The sequence below is a fragment of the Bacterioplanes sanyensis genome, from assembly GCF_002237535.1.
Classification (GTDB): domain Bacteria; phylum Pseudomonadota; class Gammaproteobacteria; order Pseudomonadales; family Oceanobacteraceae; genus Bacterioplanes; species Bacterioplanes sanyensis_A.
The window spans coordinates 3,909,199-3,931,315 of sequence record NZ_CP022530.1; the positions used below are offsets into that span (position 1 = coordinate 3,909,199).

A 22,117-nucleotide genomic window follows, 5' to 3' on the forward strand; every position below is an offset into this window, starting at 1 on the left:
TGGTTCTAGTGGGTTCGAGCGGCAATTTGCCCCTGGCGAATCAGTTGCCAGACGGGCCACAACGCCGCCACACACAACCCAGCAGCCAAAGCAAAGTGGCCATCATATCCCAAATGAGTGGCGCTGAGGCCGGACAACGCGGAAGCCAGCAAGCCTGCAACAATCACCAAGCAACTTTGCAGCGCGTAGTCGGACGCCTCATGGGACGGGCGACAGTAATCCATCATGACGGTGAACAAGGCCGCCGTGGCCATGCCTCCGGCCACGTGCTCCAGACCGACGGCCAGCAAAATCTGCGTCCATGGCAGCTGTGGTTGCCCACTGATGCCGACATAACTCAGCAATGCCAGTCCTTCGAGCAATAAGAAGGCTAACAGCGCCGTTTGCCGCCCCAAATAACGAATCGACCAACCGCCCACAACCGCGCCCAACAGCCCAGCGCTAAAGCCATAGGTACCCATCAACCAGCCCAGCTCCGTCAGTTGCAGGCCGGTATCTACCAATAACGGGCGCACCATCTGAGTACCAAAGGCATCGCCGAATTTATAAGTGATGACCATCAGTAGCCACCAAACGATGCCGCCGCGCGCAAACAGCTGCCGCCATTGCTGCCACACAGAATGCTCGCCGACCTGATGCGGCTTGGGTTGAAAGCGCCACAATGGCAAGGTCGCCGCCGCCAACAGCAGCGCCAGCAGCAACAGCGTGGCTTGCCAGCCCCAATGACCCAGGGTCACCACCAAACCTCCGCCGGCGATGACCATACCGATGCGATAGCCCGCCACTTGCACCGCATTACCCAGCCCACGCTGCGGGTAGCTGATGTTTTCAACCGCCAGAGCGTCGGTGGCGATGTCCTGGGTGGCCATACTCAGGTTGACCAGTAACAGCGCCGCCAGCATCCACCACAGGCCTTGATCAACCCAATAAGACATAGGCTGACTCGCCAGCAGTAGCAGCAGCGCCACAGCGCTGTAGTTCATGGCAATGATCCAACTGCGACGATGCTCGCCGGCGATCAGAGCCACTCGATCGAGCCAAGGCGCCCAGAGAAACTTCAGCGCCCAAGGCAACGCGACCAGCGAGAGCAGCCCAATCAGAGTCAGATCCATGCCTTGCTCGCGCATTAGCGCAGGCATGGCCTGGCCAAAAAAGCCGTGCGGCAACCCCTGAGCGATGTACAGCCCAATCAACGCCAGCCACTTATTCATTGCGCAAGATCCTCGCTCAGACAGCAGTGCCTATGTACAGGCGCTATAGTGATTAATCAAAAGCGGACAGATCATACTATGAAGTGGCATTACTGGCTGTTGCTGTTAGCGCTAGCGTCTGGGTCGAGTCGCAGCGAGCAAGTCGCCGTGGTAGTGAGCGAGGTGTGGCCAAATGCAACAGAAGCAGACGGCAGTGGTTTCTATTGGGACATCATCCGCCAAGCGTTCGCCAGTCAAAATATCACCTTGATCACCGATTCAGCCCCTTACCCTCGAGCCGTCCATCAAGTGCAACAATGGCAAGCGGACGCCTGGGTGGGCGCTTATGTAAACGAAACCGATAAAGCCATTTACTCCCGCCAAGCCATCGATCAAGACGACATTGTGGTGATACAACCCATCGGCGCGCGCATCGATTTACAAAATGGCTACTTCAGCTGGATGCGCGGCTATGAGTTTCAGCGCTACATCGACATTGGCAAACCGGGTTACCTGGTATCCGATCGGCGACGCGCCCTGCACATGTTACGCCGCGGTCGCGGATTGAGCGGCCATATTGATGTGCTGTCGGTGCTTGAGCCGCTGCAACAGCAAGGTGAGTTAGATCTCACCGATTTGGAAATACGCCCGCTGACCACCTTGCCTCTGCACCTTGGCTTTCAGATGAGTCCGCGCGGGAAAATGCTGCGTGACGCCTTCGACAACGGCATGCAAACACTGCAACACTCTGGTGAACTGGAGCGGCTGCGCCACCAATACGACTGGTAGCCCCCTGCCCGCTCATTCGTTGCAAACTTCACTTCACACATCAGCAGTTACTGCATGGATTTGGCTGCGCCCCACCTTTATGGTACAAAAGTACAACTTTATATAATAATAACCCCAACCGCGGGTCCGGTTATGAACCAAGACGCCTACTTCTCGGCACTGAGCACAGCATTGCACGCCGCTCATGTTGCCCGCCCGACGCTGGTCATTGATAAACAGCGGCTGGATGCCAATATTGATCATTTGCTGGAAATTATTAATCGCGGCTTCGCCTATCGCATTGTTGCCAAGTCGCTACCCAGCGTGCCAATGCTGGATTATCTGATGCGCCGCACCGGTAGCAACCGACTGATGTGCTTTCATTTGCCGTTTATGATGCAACTGGTCGAGCAATTTCCCGCCGCGGATATTTTATTGGGCAAACCCATGCCCGTGGCTGGCGCGCAACGCTTTTACGACTGGTATCAAAGCCGCGCCGAATTTTTATGTTTTGATCCGGATATCCAGCTGCAATGGTTGATCGACAGCCGCCAGCGGCTGCAGCAATACGAGGACATGGCACGGCGCAGCAATACGCGCCTGCGCGTCAGTTTGGAAATAGACGTTGGTTTGCATCGCGGTGGCTTTCAATGCGACCAGGAATTTAGTCGCGCCATAGAGCACATTGAGCGCAGCGAATTTCTGCAACTGGCGGGGCTCATGGGCTATGAAGCACACATCAGTAAAATCCCGGCCTGGCTCGGCGGAAGCAATAAAGCCTACGCTCAAGTGCAGCAGCAGTACCAAGCGTTTTGCCACGTCATTACCGAGCAACTCGGGCCTGATGCATTAGACGACTTATGTCTGAACACCGGCGGCAGTACCACCTACCCGTTGTACGGTGAGGCTGGCCCGCAAAATGAAATATCCATCGCTTCGGCCTTGGTCAAACCCACCGACTTTGACGTCGACACATTGGAGCATCACCAAGCAGCGGCCTTTATTGCCACACCGGTATTAAAGCGTATTACTGACCCAGATATTCCCATGGCAGCTGGCCTGTCGGGTTGGCTGCGACGCTTTGGGCTAATCAAACGCCAAGCATGTTTTATTTACGGCGGCAATTGGTTAGCCAGCCCGTGCTACCCAGCTAACGCCAAGCGCTCTGCAGTGTTGGGCCACTCCAGCAATCAGGAAATGTACGAACTGCCGGACGACTGTTTGCCGGACGTCGACGACTTTTTTTTCCTGCGCCCTAGCCAAAGCGAGGCTGTTTTCCTGCAATTTGGTGAACTTGCTATTTACCACCAAGGCAGCATTACCGATTGGTGGCCAGTATTAGACTACCCCAAAGCAGAGCACACTGACCCGCACACACCACTGTTTGCTCAACGTCCCGCCATGATAGAAAAAGGATAATTCCGTGACTCTCGCCGTTGCCTGTGCTTTTGTGATCGTTCCCATCCTGATTATTGTTTTATGCCAACGCATTCCTTGGCTGGATAAACTCGGCGTGGTGGTATTGTCGTTTGGTTTGGGCATTGCCCTGGCCGCCATCCTGCAACCCAACCAATGGCTGGCCGATGGCCAATTATTGGCGCTGCAAAGTCAAACCTCAGAAATTGCCATCGCCCTGGCGCTGCCACTGCTGCTGTTTTCCATTGATGTTAAAGCCTCGTTAACCATGGCCGGTGATACCGGCAAAGCCATGGCCATTGCCCTGGTGGCGGTGATTGTTACCAGTGCTATTGGTGCGGTGATGTTTCAAGGACATTTAGAGCAAATATGGCAAGTGGCTGGCATGTCGGTCGGTGCTTATACCGGCGGCGGGCCAAACATGGCGGCAATAAAAACGGCGATCGAAGCCGACGACAATATTTTTGTGACTATGACAACGTACGATATTTTAATGTCATCGTTGTTTTTGCTGTTTGTCATGACGCTGGCGAAGCCATTGTTTTCCAAATTTCTGCGCCCATTTCAAAGTCACAGCGAGCACGCCTATCACGACGACAGTGCCTTTTCTCACATGGCCGACGAAACCGCCAATGCCTATCGTGCGCTGTTGTCGCGGCAAACCCTGTGGCCAACGCTGCAAGCCTTTTTACTGGCGGCCGTTGTGGTTGGTTTGGCAGTAGTGGTTGCGGGTTTATTTCCTGCCTCGATGCAATCAACACTGACGATTATCTGCATTACCAGCTTTGGCCTGGCAGCGTCGTTTATTCCCTATGTGCGAGCACTCGCCAACAGCTTTCAATTGGGCATGTTTTTAATTCTGGTATTTTGTTTCACCATGGGCACCATGACAGACACCAGCATTATCACCCAGCTGAATGTGGATTTATTCCTCTACATTGGCTTTATTCTGGTCGGGTCGATGTTGTTGCAGGCCCTTATGTGCCGCTGGCTCGACATAGATACGGATACGTTTTTAATTACCTCGTCCGCCGCCATCATGTCGGTTCCTTTTATTCCGGTGATCGCCGGCGCACTGAAAAATCGCGACATTATCTTGCCCGGGTTTGCCGCCGCCATTATTGGTTATGCCATCGGTAACTATTTGGGGGTCATGGTGGCCTATGCGGTGCGCTATCTGACGGCATAACGTCTGAGTGGTATCTGCGGCTCGCCTCACACATCTAGCCGTTTCACAGATCTAGCCGTTTCACATATTTAGCCGTTCACACATCTAGTCGCTAGGCGCGTTGAGCAGACGCGTCCTGGCGGCGTATACTGCCGGGCCATTTTTTATCTGAGCCACACATGACGATTAACTCTGGGCTTAATGTCCTTGTCGATGAGCCGCAGCAGAGCGCTGATTGCGCAATTATCTGGCTACATGGTTTGGGGGCATCGCCCTACGACTTACAGCCGCTATTGCCAATGTTAAGACGTCATCCAACCCTTGCTCGACTGCGCGGTATGTTGCCACAAGCGCCCAATCGTCCAGTAACCATTAACGGCGGCATGGTGATGCCAGCTTGGTACGACATTCTGGCAGCCAACCCCGAGCGCGTGGTGGAGCAAACACATTTGCAGCACACCGCACAGCAGGTGCAACAATTGGTAAAAGAAGCCGGTGTGCCGGCTCATCGGGTGATCATTGCCGGGTTTTCACAAGGCGGCGCTGTTGCCTATCAAGCGGCTTTGACACATCAACAAGCGGTCGCAGGCTTGCTGTGTTTGTCGACCTATCTCGCCGCTCAGCCACCAAAACCGCGTACCGACGTGCCACTGCTGGCCATGCACGGCAGTGAGGACATGGTGGTGCCAGAGTCGCTCGGTCGGCGCAGCGTCGACTGGTGTCGCCAGCAAGGCATCGCCAGCGACTACCAGACCTACCCGCAGGGCCATGAGATTGGCCTTACGCAAATTAAGGATTTGAGCCACTGGCTGGCCAGCCAGCTGGCCTGACGCTGCAAGGCCTTTCTGGTATTCTTGCCCGCCATTTATCGCGTAGGCGGAGACTGCCATGGTCACTTTGTATGGCATCAAGAGCTGCGACACCATGAAAAAAGCTCGCACCTGGCTGGAGCAACATGGCGTTGAGTTTCATTTTCACGACTATAAAAAAGACGGCCTGCCTGAAGCACTGGCAGATCAATGGTTGCAAGAGCTAGGCTGGGAGACGCTGATCAACCGCCGCGGCACTACTTGGCGTCAGTTGCCGGAAGAAGTACGTGCGTCGATGGACAACGATGCCGCACGCAGCGCCATGTTGGCCAACCCATCCATTATTAAACGCCCGCTGTTAGATACCGGCGACGGCAAATACTTGGGCTTTAAAGCCGAACAGTACCAACAATTATTTAACCTGTAGAAGGACACCACGATGAGCGCATTTGCCCTGGCCATTGGCGTTGGCACGAAAAACAGTAATGGTGACTGGCTGGAGGTGTACTACCAGCGCCCCTTGCTGAATCCGCCTGCAGACCTGATTGCACACGCCCGCGAGACGCTAGACTATCAAGGTGGCAACGAAGCCATCGAAGCCGACGGCGGCGAACTGCTGGCCTTTGCCGACGCCATTGAATCGGCATACCCTGAGCAAGCCGCGTTGGCCCGCGCCTGCACTGAAAGTCACAAACCCGTGGTCATCACTGTGCTGGCACAGGACGAACAGGCCAGCTCCACACCCGAGGTGTACCTCAAGCTGCACTTGCTGTCGCATCGTTTGGTGAAGCCGCACGGCGTAAACCTTGGCGGTATTTTTGCGCTGCTGCCCAACGTCGCTTGGACCAACCAAGGCGCCATCGACTTAGCGGACTTGCCAGAAGCGCAATTGCAAGCCCGCCTAAACGGTGAACTGTTAAGCGTTAACAGCGTGGATAAATTCCCGCGTATGACCGATTACGTCGTACCTGCCGGTGTGCGCATCGCCCACACCGCGCGTGTGCGTTTGGGTGCCTACATTGGCGAAGGCACCACCGTCATGCACGAAGGTTTCGTTAACTTTAATGCCGGCACCCTGGGTGTTTCCATGGTCGAAGGCCGTATTTCTGCCGGTGTTATTGTCGGCGACGGTTCAGACTTAGGTGGTGGTTGCTCAACCATGGGCACACTGTCAGGCGGCGGCAATATTATTATTTCCGTCGGTGAGAAATGCCTGTTGGGCGCCAATGCCGGTGTTGGTATTCCACTCGGCGACCGCTGCACGGTAGAAGCTGGCCTGTACATTACTGCGGGCACTAAGGTGCAGGTGTTGGACGATCACCGCGAGGTGGTGGAAACCGTCAAAGCGCGTGATCTGGCGGGCAAATCCGATTTGTTATTCCGCCGTGATTCCACCACGGGCGCGGTTCAATGTGTGACCAACAAAACCGCCATTGAACTGAATAACGAGCTGCACGCTAACAACTAAGTTAGCTGTAAAAAAAGCACTGCCTGTGGCAGTGCTTTTCCTCGCTTTATTTAAAAACGTCTTTTCACTGCTGTTTCTATTGTCTGCTTAGCAGCTATTTATCCGCGCTATTTATCCACTGCTATTCATTTTCCACTTATTCACTGTTATTGCCGCGCTAACTGGGTTACGAGTTTACCCAAGGTCGCTAACGCATTTTCCACCTCGCCGTTCCAGTTCACGGCGCAATTTAGCCGCATGCACTCATCAAAATGATCGGTATTAGAAAACAAGTCGCCCGGCACAATGCTAATAGAGTGCTCATCGGCTAACTGATACAGCGTCAGCGCACTGACACCAGCGGGCAAGCAGACCCACAGAATAAACCCGCCTTGCGGCTCCGAGACCCGTGTATCGGCAGGGAAATAGCGTGCGATGGCATCCAAAAAACGTTGGCTGTTGTCAGCCAGACGCACCCTGAGCTGGCGCAAATGTCGATCATACTGCCCATTTTGCAAATACGAATACAGCGCGTGCTGACACAGACTGCTGGCTGAAAACGTGGTAAACGTCTGACTTTCGATCACTTGCTGATACCAACGACCGGGTAAACACCATCCAACGCGCAAACCCGCCGCCAAGGTTTTGGAAAATGACGAGCAATACATCACACGGCCGTCGTCATCGTAGGATTTTAATACCGACATTAAAGGCGCTTGGTCGCGGTGCACGGGAAAACCCAGCTCACCATAAATGTCGTCTTCCAATATTCCGACATCGTGTTGTTTGGCCAGCTCAACTAGGCGTCGCTGTTTATCACTGGGAATGGCCGAACCAGTTGGGTTGGCATAGCGTGCGGTTAATGCAATTAATTTTATTGGCCACTGATGCAACGCCAATTGCAATGCATCCAAGCTGATGCCCGTTGCCGGATCAGTAGGAATTTCAATAATTTTTAATCCCAACATGGCGGCAATTTGCAAAATACCGTAATAACAAGGTGATTCCACCGCAATTAAGTCACCCGGTTGCGTCGCAGCGCGTAGCCCTAACGTCACCGCCTCGGCGCAGCCATTGGTAATCACGACATCGTCCTGATGGCAACGCACCCCCACATCGCGCATGCGCACTGCAATTTGCTGGCGCAGCCCTTCTAAGCCCGGTGCAAATTGGTACGCCACGATTTGGCGGGTATTAAAGCGGCTGACTTTATTAATGTGCGTTTGCAGCTGTCGCAGAGGCAAAATCGCCGGGTCGGGAATCGCCGCCCCAAGGTTGATTTGGCGCGGCTGGTTCAGCCGCTGCAGCATATTATTAATGCGCTCTGATTTAGTGAACGCGGCCGGCTGCTCGCCACGCGACAGTGGCGGCGTTGCCGTGCCACGCTCGCTGGCAAAATGCTGGCGCGCACGCACGTAATAACCCGACTGTGGGCGAGCACGCAGCCATCCTTGATCTTCCAGCCAAGCGTAAGCCTGCGTCACGGTAGAGATGCTCACCCCCATGTGACGACTCATGTGTCGCACGCTCGGTACTTTATGGCCAACACCGTACACACCGCTGCCAATGTCTTCGATCAGTTGCTCGGCGATTTGCTCATATAACGGGGTATCTATTTGGCGGTTCAGCATGCGATGTTCTCCTTCTGACGCCCGAAACACAGGGCATTGCCATACTAACCGGTACAGTTAACTGACAACCGATACAGTATGACAGCTTTCGACCAGCACAATTGAAAGTTTGCGATGACTGTACCGACAGTTCCGTCCATGCCTGCCTCTGCTGGCGCAGCGCCCGACCCGGCATGATGGCACCTCACATTGTCAGGAGGTGCGTATGCCGCAGTCATCATCATTCCCCGCCATCGGCCAAGCACTGTTGGCCATCCTATTGTTTTCGCTCAGTGTGCCGGCGGCGGAGCTGGCGCTGGCTGAGGTGAGTGCCAATTTTATCGGTGCTTTTCGCGGCACGGTGGCGGGCATCCTGGCATTGATCGTTAGCCAATGGTGTCGTTGGTCGCTGCCGCCCAAGGCAGCGTTCAAATGGCTGCTGTTGTGCTCGTTGGGCACGGTACTGATTTACCCCTATCTGCTGGGACACGCGCTGGAGCGCATCAGTGCCGCCAACGCTGGAGTGATTTTGGCTGGGTTGCCATTGCTCACTGCCGTATTTGCCGCCGTGATGCAGCAACAGCTGATCTCACTGCGGTTTTGGGCCTGGGCCAGTGCTGGAATGGCTGCTACGGTCGGTTACTTCATGCTGCAATCCGGCGACGATTGGCAAGTACAGCATTGGCTCGACTGGTTGTTGCTGCTGGCATTATTGCTCTCTGGTGCACTGGGATATGCCAGCGGTGCGCAAGCGGCGAAACGGATTGGCGGCTGGCAAACCGTGTGTTGGGCACTGATACTCGCGCTGCCGTATTCCGCCTGGATGTTGGGTTGGCAGTTGGGCTGGCAGCTAGACCAAGCAAACGCCGTTATCTCGATGCAAACTTGGTTAGTGCTGGGCTATGCCGCCATCATCAATCAGTGGTTGGCGTTCTTGTTTTGGTATCGCGCACTGGCGCATGACACCGCCGGACTCAGCCAATTGCAACTGTTGCAGCCGGTGTTTACCCTGCTGGCGATTGCGATATTGCTTGGCCAGAGCGTTAGTCTCAGCCAATGGCTGCTATGTGGCCTGATTGTGGTGTGTGTGGCAGCGGCACTGAAGCAACGGCGCCAACCCGCCTGACGCCTTATTTACGCCGGCGGCGTGAATAAGGCGCCCGTTGGTATGAGAATTTTGGATCAGAAAACCGCTTCACCGCTGTTATCAGCGGTGAAGCGTCAGCGCGAGTCGGAGCGCTCGCGTGAGCCTGACACTGCTACGCGAAAGCCAGATATTGTTCCGATGGTAGTCATGACTGTACCAAGCGAGCTGCAGCAGTGACTGCGGGTAACTTAGCGCAGTACACTGGTGGCGCTGTTCATTACCTTGGCTGATACGCTTATGCCCACTCCTTCAAAACGCTGGTTGCTCGGTGGCTTAGCCGTGGCCCTGATTGCCACTCTCAGCTGCGCCAGCATGCCGTCATCGTCCATACTGGCCGATTCCCCTAATTTTCGCGATGGTCAGTTTCGCAATGCAGTGGCAGAAACCGAGCGCTCGGTGGCTGAGGTCATCGGCATTTTCTGGCATGTACTGACCGCCGATGAAATCATGCCGGTGCCCGACCAGCCGATTCCGGTACAACCGCTCAGTAGCGAATGGTTTAAGCAGTTACCCCAGGATGAAGACGTGGTGGTGCGCTTGGGACACTCCAGCATATTAATGTCGCTGGGCGGCGATATCTGGTTATTCGACCCGATGTTTTCTCGCCGTGCCTCACCGGTGCAGTGGGCCGGCCCCGAGCGTTTCCACGCACCGCCGCTGAGCATCAACGAGCTGCCCAACATCAAAGGCGTGATTATTTCTCACAACCATTACGATCATCTCGACCAAGCCACCATTGAGCAACTGGTGTCCAAAACAGAGCATTTTTATGTGCCGCTTGGCTTGGGCCAATACCTCACCGACTGGGGCGTAGCGACAGGACAATACAGTGAACACGACTGGTGGCAGCAGCATCAGCAAGGCGACACTACCGTTGTGGCCACGCCAACGCAGCATTTCTCTGGTCGTGGTTTGCATGACCGCGATCAAACCTTGTGGGCCTCTTGGGTACTGATTCATGGCGATAAGCGCTACTACTTCAGTGGTGACAGCGGCTATTTTGACGGCTTTAAAACCATTGGTGAGCGCTTCGGGCCATTTGATTTAACCATGCTGGAAAATGGCGCTTATAACCCGCGTTGGCGCTATGTACACATGTTTCCAGAGGAAAGTGTGCAAGCGCATTTGGATTTGCGCGGCCAACGCATGTTGCCCATTCACAACAGTACCTTTGACCTTGCCATGCACGCTTGGTTTGAACCCCTAGAGCAAGTCAGCCAAGCCGCACACCAGCATAATGTGGATCTGATCACGCCGCGCATTGGCGAACCCGTTTTTTTAAACCAACCGCAACGCTTTGCCGCCTGGTGGCGGCCGATGATGCCTGGCGCGGAGCAAGTGGCAGACGCAAGATAGCAGCGCTTGGAATTGCAGTGCTGGATATTGCAGCACAGGGGATTGCTGCACAAGAAGGAAATACGTATAAAGCCTTTTCCGTGTTAGCAATGCCCAAACATGAACAAAAGCAAACGTACCGAGATTTTTGCCCGCCTACGGGCTGAAAACCCAGAGCCGAAAACCGAGCTGGAATACAGCTCGCCATTTGAATTATTGGTGGCTGTGGCGCTGTCAGCTCAAGCTACGGATGTCAGCGTAAATAAAGCCACACGCAAACTGTTTCCCGTCGCCAACACACCGGCAACGATATTAGCTTTGGGCGAAGATGGGCTAAAGCAATACATCAAAACCATCGGGCTGTTTAATAGCAAAGCCAGCAACGTCATTAAGATGTGTCAGTTGCTGTTGGAGCGCCACGATGGCGAAGTACCGCAAACGCGCGAAGAGTTGGTCGCATTACCTGGGGTCGGGCGCAAAACCGCCAATGTGGTATTGAACACCGCCTTTCGCCAGCCGGCCATGGCGGTCGATACGCATATTTTTCGTGTATCCAACCGCACCAAGATCGCTCCTGGCAAAAATGTCGACGAGGTTGAGCAGCGGCTGATGCGCTTAGTACCGAAGGAGTTTTTGATGGATGCGCATCATTGGCTGATATTGCATGGCCGCTATGTGTGCGTGGCACGCAAGCCCAAATGTGCGGCGTGTCTGATCGAAGACCTATGCGAGTTTAAAGACAAAACCAGCGATTAGAGCAGCCAGCACGCTGCGCTCTACCGCGCTGTGTTCTACCACACTTCAATATCAGCATTGGCCTGCTGGCGAGCATTGCTTTCCATCAACACCAGCTCCTGCAACTCCGCCAGCTGGTTGTCCGACAAGACACGAATATTGAGCCCCAAGAACTGGCGCTGCTCAATCAAATGCTGCTGATAACAGTCACGATGCGCTGGCCCTTGGCCGGGCACGGTCATCGGTTGACGCTGCAATACCGGGTGAGAGCAATAACAGCAAAGCATGGCGTGGCGTTACTCCTGTGAGGTGAATCACCTAAAAAACGGAAGCGGCGCAGTTTATGGCCTAGCGGAGCACTTACAACACGCTTTCTGTCATATTTTTGTAACCGACTCCAGCCTCTGGGCGACGCAACTGACCACATAACTGACCGCTCGCCCAGCCAATACGCCAAAACACCGAGGCACTGCTACAGTTACAGCAACGACAGACCGTGGAACTCGTTATGCTCAGTGTGCTCAACCAAGTCAGTATTCGCAGCAAACATACGCTGATATCTGTGTTAGTAGCCGGTGGGCTGCTATTAACCGGTGCGCTGGCCGCCAGTGGCCTGAATCAGCTGTCTCATTTGAGCGAAATGTTGGAGCAACAACAAAAGATTGCCACCGACATGATGGCCCTGCGACGCCACGAAAAGGACTTTTTGAACCGCAAAGATCTGCAGTATGTGGAACGCTTTGAGCAAGTGCGTGATAGCGCAGCACAAGCACTGCAAGCGTTGCAGCAGCAGCTCAAAGAAAACGCCATGCAACTGAGTGAAGTGGAGCAGCTGCAACAACAGTTGCGCCGCTACAGCGAGGCCTTTGCAGCGCTGAGCCAAAAACAGCAAGTGATTGGCTTGCACTCAGAAGACGGTCTCTATGGCAGCTTGCGCAGCGCCGTGCATGGGGTTGAAACCCTGGCCAAAGACGAAGGTCAATACGAGCTGCTGTACCACATGCTGATGCTACGCCGTCATGAAAAAGACTTTATGCTGCGCCGCCAGCAAAAGTATCTAGAGCGCTTTAATAAACAAGTCACTGCATTTAACCAAGCGCTAGAGCAAAGCTTCAGCCCGCAAGAGGCGGCCATACGGTCGGGCTTGCAAAGCTATCAACGACAGTTCCAGCAGCTGGTGGGCGAAGAAGTCGCCATCGGTTTGAGCGAGAATGACGGCCTGCGCGGCAACATGCGCCAAGAGGTGCAAAAAACCGAAGCCTTATTTGACAGCCTCGGCGAGCGCCTTGGCGCCATTTTCACAGCCCAAGAAGAAAGCATTTATCAGCGCCTGCTGATGGCCGTTACCGTTATCATTTTACTCATCACTGGCCTGACGCTGATCGTCTCGCGCGCAATTCACCTGCCGATCTCGTATCTGACGAAAAAAGTGCAGCACGTTGCCAACGATCTAGATCTAACTCAGCTGATCAACCACCACTCCGGTGATGAGATTGGCGTACTGTCTGACTCCTTTGACGCCCTGATCCGCTCCCTGCGTGAAACGGTGCAGCAAGTGAAAGACAGCGCCAATACCATGAACCAAGCATCCAGCCATATGGCGTCGGTGACAGCGTCGGTCGGCAGCGCCACCCAGCAGCAGCAGGATGAAATCGGCCAAGCCGTTACCGCCATGAGCGAGATGACCAGCACCATTCAGAACATCGCCAACAACGCCAACGAAGCCGCGCGCTCGGTGTCTGATGTACACGGCGATATATCCAAAGGCAAATCCATTGCCGATCTGACCCGCGCTGAGATTCAACAGCTCAGCGAAGACATTGGCGCCGCCACCGAAGCCATTCACAAATTGCGCAGCGACAGCGAATCGATTGGCAGCATTCTGGCGCAGATCAGCTCCATCGCCGAGCAAACCAACCTGCTGGCATTGAACGCTGCCATCGAAGCGGCGCGCGCTGGCGAACAGGGCCGAGGGTTTGCCGTGGTGGCCGACGAAGTGCGCAGCCTGGCCAGTCGCACGCAAGAGTCCACCGAAAGTATTCGCGATACCTTGGCCGAATTTCGCGCTGGTACTGAGCTGGTGGTTACCACCGTCGATACATCGCGCGAGCGCAGCCAAACCGTTATCGACAAGGCGCAACAGTCGAGCGACATTCTCGATACTATTTACAGCAATATGAGCAATCTGAGCGATTTGAATACTCAGGTGGCGACCGCCGCCGAGCAGCAAAGCTATGCCACCGAGGAGATTAACCGCAACGTGTGCCGGGTAGATGAATTAGCCAATACGCTGACCCAGGAAGCCAAACAAGCCGCCAAAGCTGGTGATGAGCTGTCTGAATTGGCTCATCACCTGGGCGCTGCGGTGGACAAATTCCGCGTTTAAGCGACCGGGTAAATAACCCGGTCCTGAAAACCGGTGATCACCTCAATGCTGCCGCGCCAAGCTTGATCCAGTTGTGGGTCGCTGCTGTCGACGATCAGCGGCCGCCCTTGCAAGCTGGTGAGCTTGGTTTTGGTGGCCATCACATCAAACTGCGCTTTGCCTATTTGTGCGATGACCTCAGCGCTGAACTGCTGATTACCGCGGCCAAAAATATGCCCCTGTCCGCCCATGGCACTGATCAGCGCACGACGCTTGGGAAATTGCTGCAACAGTTGCAGAATTTGCTGCTCGGTCAAATCGCTGGCCAGCAGCTCACCGTTGATAACGGCATCCACCCCCAGCAAAGTGCCGGTAAAACCCAGCTCGACCATCACTGATTGTGTCGTTTTACCCGAGCCGATGAGATAGAGCACATCGTCTTGCATTGATTGCACATAGTCTGCCGCCATGTCCGCCAACACCAACTCTTCGGACTCTACCCCGCCCTGCTTTACCGCTTGAACGAACTGACCAACTTGCAGCACACGCATGTCACCAAAGTGCTTAGCCCGCACTTGCTGAGCGCGATAGCCGTCTTCGTCCAAGTCACGCACCTCAGCTTCGCGCACATCCACCAACCGACCGGTTAAAAAATGCGTTAATACTTCGCTGCAGGCTCTGGGAGTGATGCCAAAAACACCGGAATGTATTTTTACACCGGCAGGAATGCCGAGCACCGGCAGCCTATCTTCGACAATGCGACAAATATCGCGGGCGGTGCCATCGCCACCCGCAAACACCAAGGCATCAATATCTTGTTTCAGCAGGCTCTCGGCAGCTTTGTGGGTGTCTTCTGCCGTCGACGGGCAAGACGGCGTGACATCATCGAGCACCTGGTAACGAAAGCCTAACTCTTGCAATAAATCGGCGCCCATTTCACCGCTGGGTGTAAGCCACAAACAATGCGGTGCAAATTCTGTCAGTGGCTCCAACGCTAAACGCGTGCGTAGCGCGGCTTTTTTCTCTGCACCGCGCGCCAATGCTTCAGACACGGTCGCAGCGCCATCACTTCCTTTTAATGCCACTGAGCCGCCCAATCCGGCCCACGGGTTAATGATCAATCCAAGTCGTAACATCAGATCCAGTCACTGAGTTTAATGCCAAAACCAATACGTTCCTGATAGACGTTGTAGTCAATCAGGCTTTCACCGTAACCATTAAAATACTGCACAAAACCCTTCAGCCGATTGGTAAGCGGGAAGCTGTAATTAATTTCTACCGCACCGCGATTTTCCGACCAATTAAAATTATTGCGTACCATCATGGTGAAGGTGTGATCTTTCAGTGGATGCAACAAATACAGCTCGCCATGCCCCAAATAATCATCAATATCTGGGTTATCGTTGTCTGAGGGATCAAATGGTTCGCCGTCTCTTTCTTCTGGCACACGCCACCAAGCACGGCCATACCAGATATTTTTCCCAGCAATGGACGCCGCTTCAAAAATCACTCGATTCCAACTGCGCGACAACGAGCTGGTCTGGCCATTGGATTGATGGTTCAGAGAAATACCCACGTGCTCCAGCCAGTGATCCTGCAACTGCCAACTGAACATCAGCTCGGGTTCGTGGTTGGTTTCGCGAAAAGGTTTGGAAATATCGGAATTGTAGGCTTGCCAGAATGAGCGGTTGGTGTAACCCACTTCGATGGTACTTAAGCGGCCCAGCAAGTTTTCGGCCAATAGGTATTTAATGCTCAGCTGAAAAACGGCTTCCACATGGTCATAACCTTCTTGCTGCAGCGTGCTCTCGCCGCCGCCGGCTCGATTTAACAGGCGCTCCACTTCACGCTCATTGGGTCGCGTCTGATACGTGAAGGGCATAACGTAATTAGGGCGGTGTGGCAGCAACAGGTAAGGGTTATCTGCGGCAGCGCGCTCAACCTGAATTTTTTCCACCAATTTCGGCAACTGCCGCACGGTATCGGGGAATTCTTCTTCGTCGATGACCTCCACCACCTCAGCGCGTGTTTTGACCGGCTCATCACCGCTGTTGGCAGCTGAGCCCTCGGACATCGCCAAGGTCGACCATAAACACAAAACAGAGGTGAACAGCAATTTCATCGGGCATTCCTATAGTAAGCGCGAGGGTAAGCGCGAGCGGCGGCCTCATAGTAATGCCCTGTGAGGGGATGTCTACCGCTGACATCAAATAGCCAAGCGATCCGCCTCCAAATACGGCGTGCGGCCGGTCTGATATTCGTTTTTACAATGTGGGCACTGACGTACGTCTTTGCTGAATATCTTGCTGTGCAAGTGAATCGCCTTGTGTTCAGATTCCCAGCAGTAAGAGCAATATGGTTGGCCGTAGGGCCTGCCATCCAGGGTTTTGTAATAACCATCGCCACGGCGCCGCAGAATTTGCTTAAAACTTAGCGTGCGCTCGAGCTTGCGCAACTCTTCGTCCTTGCTGTCCAGTGCTTCTTTCAGCAAAGTCAGCTGCAACTTGGCTTCAGACACAGAACCCGACAAATCGGCCAACTGCCGACGCATATCATCGCGGCTCAGCACGTAGCCCGCTTCGCGGATGGCTTTGCCGACGTCTTGCGCCGTTTGCAAGCTGCGTAACACCGCTCCCACACTGCCTATTGCTGCCATTTTATCCCCCTGTGACAATATTCCGACATCGCGCCGTACGGTTAGAGTGCCCTAAACGCCAGTTTAGTGACGCTCAAGAGCAATTTTTGCTGCTGACAGGGGCAGCAGCAAAAACAGGGCCAGCTACTGGGCCGGCTTCAGTGAACCCGCGACCGGCAAGCTGGCTGGTAAGCGTTGTGCCAGCAGGACACTGGCCAGCACCAAGGTCATACCCAACCACTGCAAGCTTTGCAACTGCTCAGACATCAGCATCACCCCTGCCATCACAGCCACAATAGGATTCACCAAACCAAGGAATGCCAGCTTTTCGACCGCCACCGTCTCCATCGCACGAAACCAGACGAAATAGCCCAGACCCACACTGATCGGCCCCAGCCACACCATGGTCAGCGACGATGACAGCGTGACTTCCGGGAAAGGCAGCCCCAGGAACACAGCAATGGCGGTCAGCAATACGCCAGACACCACCAATTGCGCTGCCGTCAACGGCAAGGCAGCAATGCCCTGGCCTAACTTAGGCACCAACATAATACCCCACGCCATGCTGTGCGCGGCTAACAAGGCAGCCACCACACCCAGCCAGTCCGGCTGTTGCGGCGCTTGCCACACCAACATGGCGACGCCCGCAATGCCGACCATGGCCGCCAACAAACGCGGTATTCCGGGAAAGTGCCCCATCAACCAGCGCAGCAGCAGTACCTGCAGCGGTACCGTCGAAACCAGAGTCGCGGCCATGCCACCGGGCAAGCGCTGAATGGCCGTGAACAATAAGAAAGTAAACAAACCCAGATTCAGCACGCTGAGAATCAGCACATCGCGCCAGCGCTGCTGCCACACCGAGCGTGGCACCAACGGCAACAACAACACACCAGGAATCAAGATACGCAGCCCCGCCAGCCACACTGGGTCAGCCTGTGGCAACCAGCGCTGGGTCACCGCATAAGTTGTGCCCCACATTAAGGGCGCCAGTAACGCAGTCCATAGAGGTGACATAGGAAAAACCTTTAGATGAAGTATTTTTAAATAAAGATAAATTAAAAGTCGCAGACAATCAACTATCTTTATGCAAAGATAATTGCCTGAGTTTTGCCAAAGGAGAATCGGCCTTGAAAGACCACGTGGACACCATATTGGAACAATGGCAGCGCGAGCGGCCTGATATCGACTGCTCGCCAGTTGGACCGATCGGCCGCTTATCGCGTTTGTCTCAGCACATAGGTCAGAGCATCAGCGCCCACCATAAAAGCCTGGGATTGAGCAGTGGCGAATTTGATGTATTGGCGACGCTGCGCCGCAGTGGTGCGCCCTATCGGCTGACACCAACGGCGTTGTTCCAGTCTGCCATGTTGTCGTCCGGCGCGATGACGAATCGACTGAATCGACTGGAAAGCGCAGGCCACATTCGTCGTGTAGCCGACACAGAGGACCGCCGCAGCCTGTTGGTGGAGCTGACAGAGAAAGGATTAGGGCTGATCGACGAAGTCTTCGCCGCTCATGTCGAGAACGAGCGTCAGCTGCTGGCTGAGGTTCCTCAGCAGCAGCTGCAACAGTTGGATGAGATTCTACGTGGCTGGCTATCGCGGTTAGAAAGTTAACCACCGCGATAATTACTTTTCTACAAACGCCCGTTCGATGACGTAATGACCCGCTTGGCCGCCGCGGGCTTCTTTAAAGCCCATGTCATCCAGAATGCTGGTCAGATCGGCCAGCATGGCTGGGCTGCCACAGAGCATAAAGCGGTCGTTTTCTGGGTCCAGATCCGACAGGCCAATGTCCTGGGTGAGCTTGCCCGAGGTGATCAAATCGGTCAGGCGCCCTTGATTGCGAAACGGCTCGCGCGTCACGGTAGGGTAATAAATCAGCTGCTGACTGACCATATCGCCAAAGTATTCGTTGTTGGGCAGCTCGCTTTGAATGCGATCCTGATACGCCAGTTCAGACACATAACGTACGCCGTGGGTCAGCACCACTTTTTCAAACTGCTCGTAAATTTCAAAGTCTTTGATGATGCTCAAAAACGGCGCCAGCCCGGTGCCGGTGCTGAGCAAATACAGGTTTTTTCCTGGCAGCAGGTTGTCGGCAACCAAGGTGCCCACGGGTTTAGTGCCGACCAGAATTTCATCTCCCACCGCCAGCTTTTGCAGGTGTGATGTCAGCGGGCCATCGGGCACTTTGATAGAGAAAAACTCCATCTCTTCTTCGTAGTTGGCACTGGCGATGCTGTAGGCACGCAGCAGTGGCTTGTCCTCGATTTCCAGACCGATCATGGTGAAATGACCGTTTTTGAACCTCAGCCCCTGATTGCGGGTGGTAGTGAAGCTAAACAGGGTGTCGTTCCAGTGATGGACGCTGGTAACGGTTTCACGAATCAGATTGCTCATCACAACTCTCGGACAATTAACAGATGGCGCCATAATAAGCGCCGGTCTATTATCGGTAAAACAATTAAAGCCAATATGCTTATTCGGTTTTTCTGATTATGAGATTTACCCTACGCCAGCTAGAAGTGTTTCTCGCCGTGGCGCAGCACAATCACCTGACGCGCGCCGCAGAATCACTGGCCATGTCGCAAAGTGCCGCCAGCAGTGCGCTGCGTGATATCGAGCAGCAGTTTGATGTGCAGCTGTTTGATCGTCACGGCAAACGCTTGCAGCTCAATGAGCAAGGCCGACTATTACTTCCAAAAGCAGAATCCTTATTGGTGCAGGCCCGAGAGCTGGAACAGCAGCTCAGCCGCCATAGCACCATCGGTAATATCAAAGTTGGCGCCACCTTATCCATCGGTAATTATCTCGTGGTGCCGCTGATGGCCAGCTTTATGACCGACCACCCAGGTACTCGCGTTACTCTGGACGTGGCCAACACCCGCACCATTGTCGAAGAGCTGCTCGATTTCCAACTCGATATCGGCTTAATCGAAGGCGAAATCAACCATCCTCATTTGCACATCGAGCCATGGATGGAAGACGAACTGGCGGTATTCTGCCACCCGCACCACCCATTGGCAGAACGTCAGCGACAGCTGCAACGCCAGGGGCAATCCCTTAAGCCAAGCGATGTCATCGGCCAGCCATGGATTGTGCGCGAATCTGGCTCAGGAACACGCCAGGCATTCGAGCGCGCCTTTCATGGCTGGCTGCCAGAAATGAATATTCAGCTGGAGCTGCAACACACCGAAGCGATTAAACGCGCCGTGGAGGCTGAGCTTGGCCTCGGCTGCTTGTCGAGCATTACCTTACGTGATGCGTTTGAACGCGGACGCTTGGTCGCACTGCACCTACCGCAGCTGAACATGCAACGCAGGCTCTACCTGGCCATGCACCGACAGAAGTTCAAAACCGCCGGCATCGAAGCTTGGCTGGATCTCTGTCGCGGCTATGCCAAGAACGTGGTAACTAACCAGAGTTAACCGCACAGGTGCCCGTCCATTGCAAAAGCTGGCGATACAAAAAAGCGGGGCAATGGCCCCGCTCAATGGCGTATTAAGTTTTTTGCTACCTACGCCTGCATCAACGGCCGGCTGTCCTCGTGCGCCACCAACGCTTTATAGAACGACGATGGCTGCGCGATGTTGACCGGCAAGCGCAATCGCTGGGCAATATCATCAGCGGACAACAAGCCACGAATTTGATGGCGCTGCTCATCCACCACCAAGCAATGGCGCTGCTGATTCTCTTTCAAGAACGCAATCACCTCGCCAATGGTCGCGCGCTCAGCATCGAGCAGGTCGATCGCCGGTAGGTCTTGTTTGCGCGTCATCAAGTCGCTGACACGGATCTCCTGGCGCCCGGTACGGCGCTGGCCGATGTAACGCACCATCGCCTGCTCCGACAAATCCTCGGCACTGACAACGCCGACCAAATCACCGTGGCGATCCACCACCATGCTCAATCGCATGGATGTCGCCAGCATCATGTCTCGCGCCGCGGCTGCCGATGCCGAAGCGCTCAGCGCCAACGGTTCCGACTGCATACAGTCGACATAAAAATAGGTGGCCGGGCTTTCCAGTGTCAGAGAGTCGGTCGGTAACACATGGACCAAACGGTCGTCCGGTTGTACTGAATAAAGTGTCAGTTTGTTCATCTATCTGCTCCTTGGGCCGTTGTCATCAACAGCCACGGGTACCTGTGATCAGGTGTTTATGTTCAGTGTATATAGCTACGAGCGATGAACAGACGGCGGAGCGCGAATTTGACAGGTGGAGGCAGATTGGACACGCAGATCACCGCGATAACGGCAAAAAATCAGCACCGTCGCGGCGCCAATCAAGCACTGCCACACCCAAGCGATGGCAGGTACGTCCCCTTGCGTTTCGTCCAACGAGATGTCGCTGGCGATGGCCTGCACTATCTCATGGTCATACACCGGCTCATGCAGCGACGCAGTCACGGTCAGACCAAGCAATAAAGAGAGCAGGAGCCAACTACGCATCAGATCCAGATACCAAAGCAAAGGGCGTTGTTGATAGAGTGGGGGCCAGCGACAAAGTTTCAAGCCCAGCGAAAACCCGACAGCCAAAAGATGCCGTTAGTTAATATAGCGGTGAGAAAACATGTCGGTCAGGCATGCAGCGGTGCTTCATGCGCACCGCCACAGGCAGCGGTTAGCCGCCGATTCAGCGGCTACCCGCTTGGCTAGTCGTCGCTCCATAAAACACAGTGGGTTTCCGTTTCGGTGTAAGGGCACGATGGCTGCGAGGTGTTGGCGCACGGGTCAATGGTAATGGTTAAGGTTGTGGTCGCCAGACACACCCTACCGCCGCCACTGCTGCCATCTGGACCGCTAGAACCACCGCCTTCAAAACCACTGCCGTTGTCATCCGGTGGCCCTGGATGGTCGTCCGGTTCGATGTCGCCACTGCTTCCTTGGTTCTGCAGATCGTTGTGGCGCTCCACCTGACACTCCATGGATACCCGATTGGCGGCGTCTTTAATCTGCCGATAGTGCTCCAGATCTTGCTGGGCGTAGCTGCGATCTTGATTGACGATCGGCATTAAGGTTTCTATGTCACTGAGCCGACGCCGCAGCTCCGTTCTGTACTGCTCGTCAGTGGCGGTTGCCAGTTCTGCATTGATGGCATCCATTTCATCCCACAGGTCAGTGAGCTCTTGCAGATAGTGATTGCGCTCTCGCTCAGCCATCCGAAAATTCGCCACCGCATCGGCGGCGGCTGCCATTTCCCCAGTACAGTCACGGACCTGCGCTTGTGTTGGTACAGCGCTGACCATTACGGCAGTCGCCAATAGCGTTTTCGACCATTCCATAGCGGCATTCTCCTTGCCTAATTAATCCTACCAATTCACTCCATTAAGCTCGCCAACCACTGAGTGGATTGGCGAGGAAAATCAATATAGAAAGCGTGCAAGGTAGGTGTCCAGAGTAAAAAACGTGGGGCTATTTTGGCGCGCGTTGAGATGGGCAGCTCGGTGTCATACGTAGGTATGAACAGACACAGTCTCTGAATAATCTCA

Annotated in this window: 24 protein-coding genes; 13 read left to right on the forward strand and 11 right to left on the reverse strand. The window is 54.5% G+C overall.

Features of this window, described 5'->3' with window-relative positions; translation table 11 throughout:
* Positions 1 to 5: 5 nt before the first annotated feature.
* A complete protein-coding gene (locus CHH28_RS17915; RefSeq protein ID WP_094061605.1) occupies positions 6 to 1,211 on the reverse strand; it encodes an MFS transporter in 1,206 nt (401 codons plus the stop codon).
* A gap of 78 nt (positions 1,212 to 1,289) precedes the next feature.
* On the opposite strand from CHH28_RS17915, the gene CHH28_RS17920 reads away from it, so the two are divergent.
* The 6 genes from CHH28_RS17920 to dapD all read left to right on the forward strand — a co-directional run bounded on the left by CHH28_RS17920 (position 1,290) and on the right by dapD (position 6,819).
* A complete protein-coding gene (locus tag CHH28_RS17920; protein ID WP_094061606.1) occupies positions 1,290 to 1,979 on the forward strand; it encodes a hypothetical protein in 690 nt (229 codons plus the stop codon).
* A gap of 132 nt (positions 1,980 to 2,111) precedes the next feature.
* Positions 2,112 to 3,377, forward strand: coding sequence for an alanine racemase (locus CHH28_RS17925; protein WP_094061607.1), 1,266 nt, complete (start codon positions 2,112 to 2,114; stop codon positions 3,375 to 3,377).
* 4 nt (positions 3,378 to 3,381) lie between these two features.
* On the forward strand, positions 3,382 to 4,563 hold the full coding sequence (locus tag CHH28_RS17930; RefSeq protein ID WP_094061608.1) for a DUF819 family protein: 1,182 nt from the start codon (positions 3,382 to 3,384) through the stop codon (positions 4,561 to 4,563).
* A gap of 158 nt (positions 4,564 to 4,721) precedes the next feature.
* Positions 4,722 to 5,372, forward strand: a complete 651-nt coding sequence (locus CHH28_RS17935; RefSeq protein ID WP_094061609.1) for an alpha/beta hydrolase — start codon at positions 4,722 to 4,724, stop codon at positions 5,370 to 5,372.
* 58 nt (positions 5,373 to 5,430) lie between these two features.
* Entirely contained in the window at positions 5,431 to 5,778 is a 348-nt protein-coding gene (locus CHH28_RS17940; RefSeq protein WP_094061610.1) for an ArsC family reductase, read from the forward strand.
* Positions 5,779 to 5,790: 12 nt separating this feature from the next.
* Entirely contained in the window at positions 5,791 to 6,819 is a 1,029-nt protein-coding gene (dapD, locus tag CHH28_RS17945) for a 2,3,4,5-tetrahydropyridine-2,6-dicarboxylate N-succinyltransferase (protein ID WP_094061611.1), read from the forward strand.
* 146 nt (positions 6,820 to 6,965) lie between these two features.
* Here the strand turns inward: dapD and CHH28_RS17950 are convergent, their stop codons facing one another.
* Positions 6,966 to 8,429 carry a PLP-dependent aminotransferase family protein gene (locus CHH28_RS17950; protein WP_094061612.1) on the reverse strand — a complete coding sequence of 488 codons (1,464 nt, stop codon included), beginning with the start codon at positions 8,427 to 8,429 and terminating at the stop codon, positions 6,966 to 6,968.
* Positions 8,430 to 8,634: 205 nt separating this feature from the next.
* Here CHH28_RS17950 and CHH28_RS17955 point away from each other — a divergent pair, with 205 nt between their 5' ends.
* The 4 genes from CHH28_RS17955 to nth all read left to right on the forward strand — a co-directional run bounded on the left by CHH28_RS17955 (position 8,635) and on the right by nth (position 11,646).
* Positions 8,635 to 9,534 carry a DMT family transporter gene (locus tag CHH28_RS17955; protein ID WP_094061613.1) on the forward strand — a complete coding sequence of 300 codons (900 nt, stop codon included), beginning with the start codon at positions 8,635 to 8,637 and terminating at the stop codon, positions 9,532 to 9,534.
* A 42-nt stretch (positions 9,535 to 9,576) separates the two neighbouring features.
* Positions 9,577 to 9,732 (forward strand): hypothetical protein, encoded by a 156-nt coding sequence (locus CHH28_RS19975; protein WP_157729996.1) that lies wholly within the window; start codon positions 9,577 to 9,579, stop codon positions 9,730 to 9,732.
* 60 nt (positions 9,733 to 9,792) lie between these two features.
* Positions 9,793 to 10,911, forward strand: a complete 1,119-nt coding sequence (locus CHH28_RS17960) for an MBL fold metallo-hydrolase (protein ID WP_094062136.1) — start codon at positions 9,793 to 9,795, stop codon at positions 10,909 to 10,911.
* A 99-nt stretch (positions 10,912 to 11,010) separates the two neighbouring features.
* Positions 11,011 to 11,646 (forward strand): endonuclease III, encoded by a 636-nt coding sequence (gene nth / locus CHH28_RS17965; RefSeq protein WP_094061614.1) that lies wholly within the window; start codon positions 11,011 to 11,013, stop codon positions 11,644 to 11,646.
* A 35-nt stretch (positions 11,647 to 11,681) separates the two neighbouring features.
* On the opposite strand, the gene CHH28_RS17970 is transcribed toward nth, so the two are convergent.
* Entirely contained in the window at positions 11,682 to 11,912 is a 231-nt protein-coding gene (locus CHH28_RS17970) for a DUF2175 domain-containing protein (RefSeq protein WP_157729997.1), read from the reverse strand.
* Between the two features lie 221 nt (positions 11,913 to 12,133).
* On the opposite strand from CHH28_RS17970, the gene CHH28_RS17975 reads away from it, so the two are divergent.
* On the forward strand, positions 12,134 to 14,011 hold the full coding sequence (locus CHH28_RS17975) for a methyl-accepting chemotaxis protein (RefSeq protein WP_094061616.1): 1,878 nt from the start codon (positions 12,134 to 12,136) through the stop codon (positions 14,009 to 14,011).
* On the opposite strand, the gene CHH28_RS17980 is transcribed toward CHH28_RS17975, so the two are convergent.
* The 4 genes from CHH28_RS17980 to CHH28_RS17995 form a co-directional block, all read right to left on the reverse strand.
* Complete coding sequence (locus tag CHH28_RS17980) at positions 14,008 to 15,126, reverse strand: ATP-NAD kinase family protein (protein ID WP_094061617.1); 1,119 nt, start codon at positions 15,124 to 15,126, stop codon at positions 14,008 to 14,010. The two genes, CHH28_RS17975 and CHH28_RS17980, sit on opposite strands and share 4 nt — an antisense overlap.
* Positions 15,126 to 16,112: a phospholipase A gene (locus tag CHH28_RS17985; RefSeq protein ID WP_094061618.1), complete on the reverse strand. Its 987-nt coding sequence runs from the start codon at positions 16,110 to 16,112 to the stop codon at positions 15,126 to 15,128. The genes CHH28_RS17980 and CHH28_RS17985 overlap by 1 nt, the downstream gene beginning before the upstream one ends.
* Positions 16,113 to 16,196: 84 nt before the next feature.
* Entirely contained in the window at positions 16,197 to 16,646 is a 450-nt protein-coding gene (locus tag CHH28_RS17990; RefSeq protein ID WP_094061619.1) for a hypothetical protein, read from the reverse strand.
* Between the two features lie 123 nt (positions 16,647 to 16,769).
* Complete coding sequence (locus CHH28_RS17995) at positions 16,770 to 17,639, reverse strand: DMT family transporter (protein WP_094061620.1); 870 nt, start codon at positions 17,637 to 17,639, stop codon at positions 16,770 to 16,772.
* A 113-nt stretch (positions 17,640 to 17,752) separates the two neighbouring features.
* Here CHH28_RS17995 and CHH28_RS18000 point away from each other — a divergent pair, with 113 nt between their 5' ends.
* Positions 17,753 to 18,241 carry a MarR family winged helix-turn-helix transcriptional regulator gene (locus CHH28_RS18000; protein ID WP_094061621.1) on the forward strand — a complete coding sequence of 163 codons (489 nt, stop codon included), beginning with the start codon at positions 17,753 to 17,755 and terminating at the stop codon, positions 18,239 to 18,241.
* Between the two features lie 12 nt (positions 18,242 to 18,253).
* Here CHH28_RS18000 and CHH28_RS18005 read toward each other — a convergent pair whose 3' ends face one another.
* A complete protein-coding gene (locus tag CHH28_RS18005; RefSeq protein WP_094061622.1) occupies positions 18,254 to 19,027 on the reverse strand; it encodes a ferredoxin--NADP reductase in 774 nt (257 codons plus the stop codon).
* A 98-nt stretch (positions 19,028 to 19,125) separates the two neighbouring features.
* On the opposite strand from CHH28_RS18005, the gene CHH28_RS18010 reads away from it, so the two are divergent.
* Positions 19,126 to 20,055, forward strand: coding sequence for a LysR family transcriptional regulator (locus CHH28_RS18010; RefSeq protein ID WP_094061623.1), 930 nt, complete (start codon positions 19,126 to 19,128; stop codon positions 20,053 to 20,055).
* A gap of 89 nt (positions 20,056 to 20,144) precedes the next feature.
* On the opposite strand, the gene CHH28_RS18015 is transcribed toward CHH28_RS18010, so the two are convergent.
* The 3 genes from CHH28_RS18015 to CHH28_RS18025 form a co-directional block, all read right to left on the reverse strand.
* A complete protein-coding gene (locus tag CHH28_RS18015; RefSeq protein ID WP_094061624.1) occupies positions 20,145 to 20,729 on the reverse strand; it encodes a CBS domain-containing protein in 585 nt (194 codons plus the stop codon).
* 75 nt (positions 20,730 to 20,804) lie between these two features.
* Positions 20,805 to 21,077: a hypothetical protein gene (locus tag CHH28_RS18020; RefSeq protein ID WP_094061625.1), complete on the reverse strand. Its 273-nt coding sequence runs from the start codon at positions 21,075 to 21,077 to the stop codon at positions 20,805 to 20,807.
* A gap of 203 nt (positions 21,078 to 21,280) precedes the next feature.
* The gene (locus tag CHH28_RS18025) at positions 21,281 to 21,910 is read right to left on the reverse strand and encodes a hypothetical protein (protein WP_094061626.1); all 630 of its coding nucleotides are present in this window, start codon (positions 21,908 to 21,910) and stop codon (positions 21,281 to 21,283) included.
* Between the last annotated feature and the right edge of the window lie 207 nt (positions 21,911 to 22,117).

Coding starts and splice junctions, on each gene's coding strand:
- CHH28_RS17915 (WP_094061605.1), bottom strand. CDS start 1,211: ATGAATAAGTGGCTGGCGTTGATTGGGCTGTACATCGCTCAGGGGTTG.
- CHH28_RS17920 (WP_094061606.1), top strand. CDS start 1,290: ATGAAGTGGCATTACTGGCTGTTGCTGTTAGCGCTAGCGTCTGGGTCG.
- CHH28_RS17925 (WP_094061607.1), top strand. CDS start 2,112: ATGAACCAAGACGCCTACTTCTCGGCACTGAGCACAGCATTGCACGCC.
- CHH28_RS17935 (WP_094061609.1), top strand. CDS start 4,722: ATGACGATTAACTCTGGGCTTAATGTCCTTGTCGATGAGCCGCAGCAG.
- CHH28_RS17940 (WP_094061610.1), top strand. CDS start 5,431: ATGGTCACTTTGTATGGCATCAAGAGCTGCGACACCATGAAAAAAGCT.
- dapD (WP_094061611.1), top strand. CDS start 5,791: ATGAGCGCATTTGCCCTGGCCATTGGCGTTGGCACGAAAAACAGTAAT.
- CHH28_RS17950 (WP_094061612.1), bottom strand. CDS start 8,429: ATGCTGAACCGCCAAATAGATACCCCGTTATATGAGCAAATCGCCGAG.
- CHH28_RS17955 (WP_094061613.1), top strand. CDS start 8,635: ATGCCGCAGTCATCATCATTCCCCGCCATCGGCCAAGCACTGTTGGCC.
- CHH28_RS19975 (WP_157729996.1), top strand. CDS start 9,577: ATGAGAATTTTGGATCAGAAAACCGCTTCACCGCTGTTATCAGCGGTG.
- CHH28_RS17960 (WP_094062136.1), top strand. CDS start 9,793: ATGCCCACTCCTTCAAAACGCTGGTTGCTCGGTGGCTTAGCCGTGGCC.
- nth (WP_094061614.1), top strand. CDS start 11,011: ATGAACAAAAGCAAACGTACCGAGATTTTTGCCCGCCTACGGGCTGAA.
- CHH28_RS17970 (WP_157729997.1), bottom strand. CDS start 11,912: ATGCTTTGCTGTTATTGCTCTCACCCGGTATTGCAGCGTCAACCGATG.
- CHH28_RS17975 (WP_094061616.1), top strand. CDS start 12,134: ATGCTCAGTGTGCTCAACCAAGTCAGTATTCGCAGCAAACATACGCTG.
- CHH28_RS17980 (WP_094061617.1), bottom strand. CDS start 15,126: ATGTTACGACTTGGATTGATCATTAACCCGTGGGCCGGATTGGGCGGC.
- CHH28_RS17985 (WP_094061618.1), bottom strand. CDS start 16,112: ATGAAATTGCTGTTCACCTCTGTTTTGTGTTTATGGTCGACCTTGGCG.
- CHH28_RS17990 (WP_094061619.1), bottom strand. CDS start 16,646: ATGGCAGCAATAGGCAGTGTGGGAGCGGTGTTACGCAGCTTGCAAACG.
- CHH28_RS17995 (WP_094061620.1), bottom strand. CDS start 17,639: ATGTCACCTCTATGGACTGCGTTACTGGCGCCCTTAATGTGGGGCACA.
- CHH28_RS18005 (WP_094061622.1), bottom strand. CDS start 19,027: ATGAGCAATCTGATTCGTGAAACCGTTACCAGCGTCCATCACTGGAAC.
- CHH28_RS18010 (WP_094061623.1), top strand. CDS start 19,126: ATGAGATTTACCCTACGCCAGCTAGAAGTGTTTCTCGCCGTGGCGCAG.
- CHH28_RS18015 (WP_094061624.1), bottom strand. CDS start 20,729: ATGAACAAACTGACACTTTATTCAGTACAACCGGACGACCGTTTGGTC.
- CHH28_RS18020 (WP_094061625.1), bottom strand. CDS start 21,077: ATGCGTAGTTGGCTCCTGCTCTCTTTATTGCTTGGTCTGACCGTGACT.
- CHH28_RS18025 (WP_094061626.1), bottom strand. CDS start 21,910: ATGGAATGGTCGAAAACGCTATTGGCGACTGCCGTAATGGTCAGCGCT.